Raw genomic sequence first — 7287 nt, forward strand, 5'->3', positions numbered from 1 at the left:
GATCATGAAAAAGACAATCATTTCGCTGGCAATTCTTATTGCCGGGATGGGGCAGCTTTATGCCCAGCAACAACAGGTTAATTTTGGAGATTCTTCCAGACCGGTCCCCTCCGTTTCTTCCCTTGCCACCTATGCCAATACTCCTGTATCCAATGCAACAGGTCTTCCGGATATTTCCTTTCCTTTGTTAGGATTACCAACCTATAATGGCGGGATAAGCTTAAATGTAGGACTATCTTACAACCCTATGAATGTTTCACAGAGCGAACCTGCCAGCCAAACGGGTACGGGGTGGACCGTTTTTACAGGAGGAGTAATCTCAAGGAGTATAACGCTTGATATTGATGAGATGTATGACGATCCATCAAATGGTAATTATGTTAAAAATAATTTTGATGACATTTATTATTACAATCTTCCGGGAGTTTCCGGAAAATTCAAATTTATTAGAAATCCTACCGCTAATACTTTTGAGCTGATTAATCTTTCTTCCAATAAAGTGAAGATTGAGTATACCCGAACCAGCAATACTGCAACCCTTATCCTCGATTCCTTTACCATAACGGATACCAACGGTACAAAGTACTTCTTCAATGATTACAGCAGAAGCAATCAGGAAAGAAATGTTTATTCACTGGGAGGAAAAGTGTATAGATCTGCTTTCTTTTTATCCCAGATTAAAGATGCCAATAATGTGGAGCTGGCTAATTTTACGTATCAGAAAAATATAAAATACAAGAATAATTCCACCACATTGGTGTATGAAACCTGTAAGTTAAAAACAATTACCTCACCCGGCTTCGGAAAAATCGAATTTGACTATTTATATGACTCTTTTTGGGAAGGCAGTATGAATGATCCATATCAGCTTCAGAAAATAAGCTTAAAAGACAATTATAACCATATGATTTCCGGCTACGGTTTTGAATATACGGGAAATCCTTTAAGAACTTTACTGAAGCTTAAAAAACTGGATAAAAATGAATCCGTTTCTGAAACCACAGAATTTGAATATGGTGCGTCTGCGGATCCACAATCTCCGGGAATGAGCCCCCATGATTTATGCGACCAATCTACTTTGCCCACACTACCTAAAGCAGTTTACGGAGTTTTAAAGAGAATTATAAGTCCAGCCAAAGGAGTGGTAGAATATAATTTTGAGCCAAATCAATATTATAAAGATCAGAATGAGCAAAGCTATGCAAATTCCATTTTGAGCGGAAACAGCTTTATAGATCCGGAATTACAATATTTGAGCCCGTTCAAGGATATATTGTACAGTACCACCAGACCATTTCCTAACTACCCTTTTACGGTTTCAGGAACAGCACCAACCAAAAAAGTGTTTATTGTCTTTGGTGTTGATGAATTCTATCCTGTCCCGCCTTATTGGGACACCAATACTCCTCCCAAAGTAGATTATACAATTTATAACAGTGGCGGAGGAATTGTAGGCGGAACCCAATGCTATTCTTACCAGTATTATTCTGTAAGAGAATATGATCTGCCACCCGGAAATTACGTCTTAGCAGTTACAGGATCAGGAGGAAGAGGGCAGGCTAATTTATTTGGGATGGAACATGTTGCTCAGCCTTTCCCTAACAGGGTGACCGGAAAAGGAATAAGAATCGCCAGTATTAATTATTATAACAGTAAGACGGAAGCCACTCCTGTAAAATCTACCAGATTTGAGTATAGCAGTTTTTCAGACAGCCAGGCTTCATCAGGCGTTTTATTTTCTCCGGAATTAGATGCGAATGCTGATACCTATCCATTATATAAAAATGTAAAAATAACAGAGGCCGATAACAACAACGGATATGTAAAGTATTACTATAAAAACCCGGACGACTATCCTAAGACGACAGATTCCTGGCCTTATTATTCTTTCACCAGCGGAGGATTGCTGGATAAAAAAGAAGTGTACAATGCACAGAATAACCTTCTGGTTTCTGAACAGAATCATTACACGTTTGAAGAAATTCCCGAAGCTCAGGATTATCAACTTTGGAGCAATAACACATTAACGACCAAGCCAGGGTGGATGAAAAAATCATCGGTTACCTCCACCAGTTATTTTGAGAACGGACAAAGTATAGAAGAGAAATCGGAAACCAATTTTAATGCGTTCAATTTTGGCGTAGAATCTACCAAAAAGTAGTGGATGGAAATACCGTAGAACAATTCTATACGTATCCGGAAACGGGATATACCAATCTTTCCAACGCCCGCATTTTGGACATTCCTGTTGTACAGGAAGAAAAGAACGATGGTAAAACACTTTCTAAAATACAGACAAAATATGACAATGCAGGCAGTACGCTGCCTACTTCAGTGCTGGCCACTAATATGAGTGACGGAACGACAAAAACAACAATGAAATTTGACCTCTATGACGAAAAAGGAAATCTCCTGCAATTAACGTCTTCCGTAGGCATTCCTACAGCTATTGTGTACGGATATGACAAAACACAGCCTATTGCCAGAATAGAAGGAGCTACGTATGCACAGGTAACTCCATATATTCAGGCTATTGTAGATGCCTCCAATGCAGACGCTCAAAATCCGGCCAATGAACAGGCACTGCTTACAGCACTGGATAATTTCAGAAAAACAGCCGCATTGAAGGACTTTCAAATCACCACCACCACCTATGATCCCCTCATAGGAACCACCACGACTACTCCACCTAACGGAATCAGGGTAATTTACAAGTACGATGCCAATAACCGATTACAAAAAATAGTGGATATGAACGGTGTGACCCTGAAAGAATACCAATACAACTACAAAAACTAAGCACAATGAAGAAAATAATAGTACTCCTCAATTTGTTTATGGTAGGTTTTACCTTTGCGCAGACCAACCTTACACAGACAGAAAATTTTATTTATGAGAAAACCTGCTTAACGGAAGACTGTTCCAAAAAAACAGAATCTGTACAGTATCTTGACGGACTGGGAAGAGCTAAGCAAACCATCGCTATAAAGGCAACACCCTCCGGAAAAGACATTGCTGTTCCCGTAGAATATGACGCCTATGGAAGACAGGTAAAAAGCTACCTTCCCGTTCCGCAGTCAGGGACACAAAATGGGGCTTTATATGTCAACCCCCTTTCCAATGCTGCTTCAATCTATGGAAATGAAAAAATATATGCTGAAAAAGTGCTGGAATCTTCTCCTCTTGGAAGACCACAGCAGCAAAAACAGGTCGGGAACGATTGGGCCGGACATCCCGTACAGTTTTCTTATGATGCCAATACCTCAGCAGATGCGGTAAAAAAATATACCGTAGTCACAAGCTGGCCGGAAGGGCGAACCAACAGCGAGCTGAGCCTTTCAGGAACCTATGCTGAAAATACATTATACAAATCCACAATTACGGATGAAGATGGTAATATAACTACCCAATTCAAAAATAAGAAAGGACAGACCCTCTTAACCAGAAAAAAAGACGGAACCCAGAATGCAGATACGTACTATGTATACAACGAATATGGCGGATTGGCTTATACCCTTCCTCCATTGGCTTCTGCCTCTGCTTTAACCCCTGCCATGGTAGATAACCTTTGCTACCAGTACCGCTATGATGGATGGAACAGGCTCGTGGAAAAGAAAATCCCCGGAAAAGGCTGGGAATTTATGGTCTACGACAAACAAAACAGATTGGTATTGGCACAGGATGCCAACTTAAGAACAACCACGAATAATTTTGCGGCCAAAGGCTGGATGTTCACCAAATACGACCAGTTTGGAAGAGTGGCCTATACAGGATTTTTTGCCAATACGTCATCCAGAATAGCCATGCAGACCGCTTTGAATAATATGTCTGCCAATGCTGCGAATAATGAAGCCAGAAGCACAACATCATTTGCTTCCGATGGAATGGATGTTTATTATACTAAAAATGCCTTCCCTACAGGAAGTATGAAAATTCTAAGCATCAATTATTACGACACCTACCCTTCCTACAGCTTCAATCCGGCTTTCCCAAATGCAATTATGGGAAAAACGGTGCTTTCTGATAACTCAACAGCCAATGCGGTAAGCACCAAAAGTCTTCCCGTAATGAGCCTTGTAAAGAATATTGAAGATGATAACTGGACGAAAATTTATACCTACTATGATTCTAAAGGAAGGGTAATTGGAACTCATTCTATTAACCATTTAGGCGGGTATTCCAAAACAGAATCTGAGCTTGACTTTATAGGTGTTCCACAAAAAAGCAATGTCTATCATGTAAGAAAGCCCGGTGAACCGGGAGTAATTATTAAACAGCGTTATGTGTATGATTCCGGAAACAGACTTTTACAGCATTATCATCAGGTAGATGATAAACCCGAAGAATTATTATCGGAAAATACCTATAATGAGCTTTCTCAAATAGCCAGCAGAAAAGTAGGCAATAATCTTCAAAGTATAGATTATACTTACAATATCCGTGGGTGGCTCTCTGATGTCAATAAAAACCAGATGGGATTAGCAGATCTGGGAGGAAAACTTTTTTCCTATGCCATCAGATACAATCAAAAAAATGGAATTGACAATCCGGATCCTGCACAATTTTCAGGAAAAAATGTAACCCCGAAATACAACGGAAATATTACAGAAGTAGATTGGAGAGCTGTAGAAACAGTAGGCGTAAATCCTTCGCTTACCCCAAAAAGATATGGTTATGCCTATGATTCTATGAACAGAATGACGGCGGGTTATTATCAAAATCCAAACAACCCGTATAGCAAAGAAAATACAGAATCATTATCCTATGACCTCAACGGAAATATCAGCAAACTGTACAGAACTTCCGTAGCCGAATATGGAAGCAATACAGCAACGGTGACTGACAACCTGAATTATACCTACACAGGAAATCAGACCACAAGCATCAATGATATTTCCCAAAACGCAACAGGGTATGAAGGTGGAGGAAATACCATCACCTATGACCAGAATGGAAATATGCTGAACATGCAGGATAAAGGGATCAGCTCCATTAAATACAATTATTTGAACCTACCCAATTATCTGCATCTTAATAAATCCGGAAGCGAAGATATTTCCATCAGTACAAAGTACAGAGCAGACGGAACAAAGCTGTCAAAAGAAAATATAACAACCATTACCGGGTTTAGCGGTTTCACAACTACAAAAAGAATTACCGATTATCTGGATGGTTTTCAATACCTGAGAACAGAAAATTCCGGTTCGGGAGACCCGGAAACACTGGCACTTTCTTCAATGTCTGCCAGAGCCATGCAGCCTGAAGCCTTTAGGATTGCCGGAGACCCTACCGTACAGCCTGTAGGAGGAAACTTCACAGCCAGCTTAAAAACTCCGGATTTACTGTATTTACCTACTGCAGAAGGATTTTATGATTATCAGAAAGATCAGTATATTTACCAGTACAAAGATCATTTAGGAAATGTAAGGGTTTCTTACAAAAGAAACAGCGCAGGAGCTCTTGAGATTACAGATGCTAATGACTACTACCCTTTTGGGATGAATCATCTGAAAACCGGAAATGCATTCTTTGGACAGGGAAGCTATAAAGACAAAAAATATAACGGCAAAGAACTTCAGGAAACAGGAATGTACAGCTACGGATGGAGAGAATACATGCCTGATCTGGGAAGATGGAACGGGATAGATCAGCTTGCAGAAAGCTACCTTTCTACCAGTCCGTATGCCTATGTTGCTAACAATCCTATTTCTAATACTGACCCAGACGGAAGATGGATTTATGAAGATGGAAGCATGGGGCTACCTCCTGCTACATTTGATCTTCATGGTTCGCAGTATAAACCTTCCATGTCTTTCAGTATGCAAGATGGCATGCATTATAACGAAGGGGGCGGAAGCTATACCCCGTTTGGAAAAACACAAGCGTATGCGGATTTGATGACTGCATTCTTAAATGGTGGAAACGGAGGGATCTCTAATATTGGTGGTACCCTAAGATGGTGGACAGACTATGAAGATCCTGATCCTACTGTCACAGGAATAGGTGCTTTTGGTATGTTGAAGCTAAAAGGGAATGCTTCAAATTCCAATAGTACATCAAATTCTCTTATCGATAATGCTTTTAACTGGATTCAAAGTAATCCCATTAAAGTATCACAATTTGCAGGAATGATACAGGCAGGTTCTACAGTAGCTGAAAAAGGATTATCAAACTGGAATGGCGCTTCAAATATTACGAAAAGTCGTATTTTTGCAGAAACCATAAGTACAAAACTACCTTTTTCTGCTAAAGCTTTGGGAAATGCTTCAAAAGTTTTTAGTGTTGCTGGAAAAGTTGTTGGTGCTGTTGGAATTGCAAATACTTTATATCAAGGCATTGAAGGAAATATTTCCCCAACTCGTGCTGTTGTTGATGGAATGATGGGAATTGCAGGCTTTTTTCCTGCTACAGCCTGGATATCGGTAGGTTATTTTGCAGGAATGGCACTTTATGAAACATATGGTAACGATGGTAAACCCCTATTTTAAAATGATTAGATTTATAAGATTGCTTTTTTATCATATTTATATTTACTATTATAAGAAGGAAGGGAAATCAATAGCAAAATTTACAACTTTTTTGATTTTCACATTATTATTTGGAATAATTTTATATTCTGGATATGTTTTATTACGTGTTTCCTATAGTAATAATATTATAATTCATACTCCTTATATATTTTACATCTTATTTTTTACTATAATCGGATGTTGTGTTGGGAGTTATTTATATATCGAAGATTTTGAGAACCTTGACTCATTTAGAGATTATCACGTAAAATACTATTTATACTTTTTTCTAATAGCTATTCTTTCTATAGCTTTAGCTTTTTATTCGGCTAGTATTAATCGGGAAAGAATTTTTAAGCAAAGAGAAATGCATAAAACATTTGTTGAAATGAAAAAATAGAATGACTTGATATATGAGATTATTATTGTGGAGACAGATAATATTCCAAACAATTGGTAATAAATTAGGGCATTGGATTACAATGCCCTAATTATAAAACTCAAAAAAAAAATTTAATTTGGTCACCTTGTAAAAAAGTAATCTTTCTCAGTCCATTTACAGATGTAGCCAACAACTCTATTCCTTGACGAAAGATGGAAGCATGAGGCTACCTCCTGCTACATTTGATCTTCACAGTTCGCAGTATAAACCTATGATGACATTCAGTACGCATGATGGTGTAAATCGTCAGCAAAAAGTGGACATTTGATATTAGAAATTTAAGGAGTGTTTTCATAAAAAGAGTAATTTTAATTATGGCAACACCGAAAAAGAAAC

Annotated in this window: 3 protein-coding genes; all 3 read left to right on the top strand. The window is 38.6% G+C overall.

The features are described from left to right. The first annotated feature begins 4 nt into the window (after positions 1 to 4). Genes BOQ62_RS02145 through BOQ62_RS02155 form a run of 3 tightly spaced genes read left to right on the top strand, consistent with a single transcriptional unit; the run spans position 5 to position 6488 of the window. Entirely contained in the window at positions 5 to 2161 is a 2157-nt protein-coding gene (locus BOQ62_RS02145) for a hypothetical protein (protein ID WP_129036768.1), read from the top strand. After that, positions 2161 to 2799 (top strand): hypothetical protein, encoded by a 639-nt coding sequence (locus tag BOQ62_RS02150; protein ID WP_129036769.1) that lies wholly within the window; start codon positions 2161 to 2163, stop codon positions 2797 to 2799. The genes BOQ62_RS02145 and BOQ62_RS02150 overlap by 1 nt, the downstream gene beginning before the upstream one ends. Before the next feature lie 5 nt (positions 2800 to 2804). Then, the gene (locus BOQ62_RS02155; RefSeq protein WP_129036770.1) at positions 2805 to 6488 is read left to right on the top strand and encodes a DUF6443 domain-containing protein; all 3684 of its coding nucleotides are present in this window, start codon (positions 2805 to 2807) and stop codon (positions 6486 to 6488) included. Positions 6489 to 7287: the final 799 nt, after the last annotated feature.

The organism is Chryseobacterium sp. CH21 (assembly GCF_004119445.1).
Lineage (GTDB): Bacteria > Bacteroidota > Bacteroidia > Flavobacteriales > Weeksellaceae > Chryseobacterium.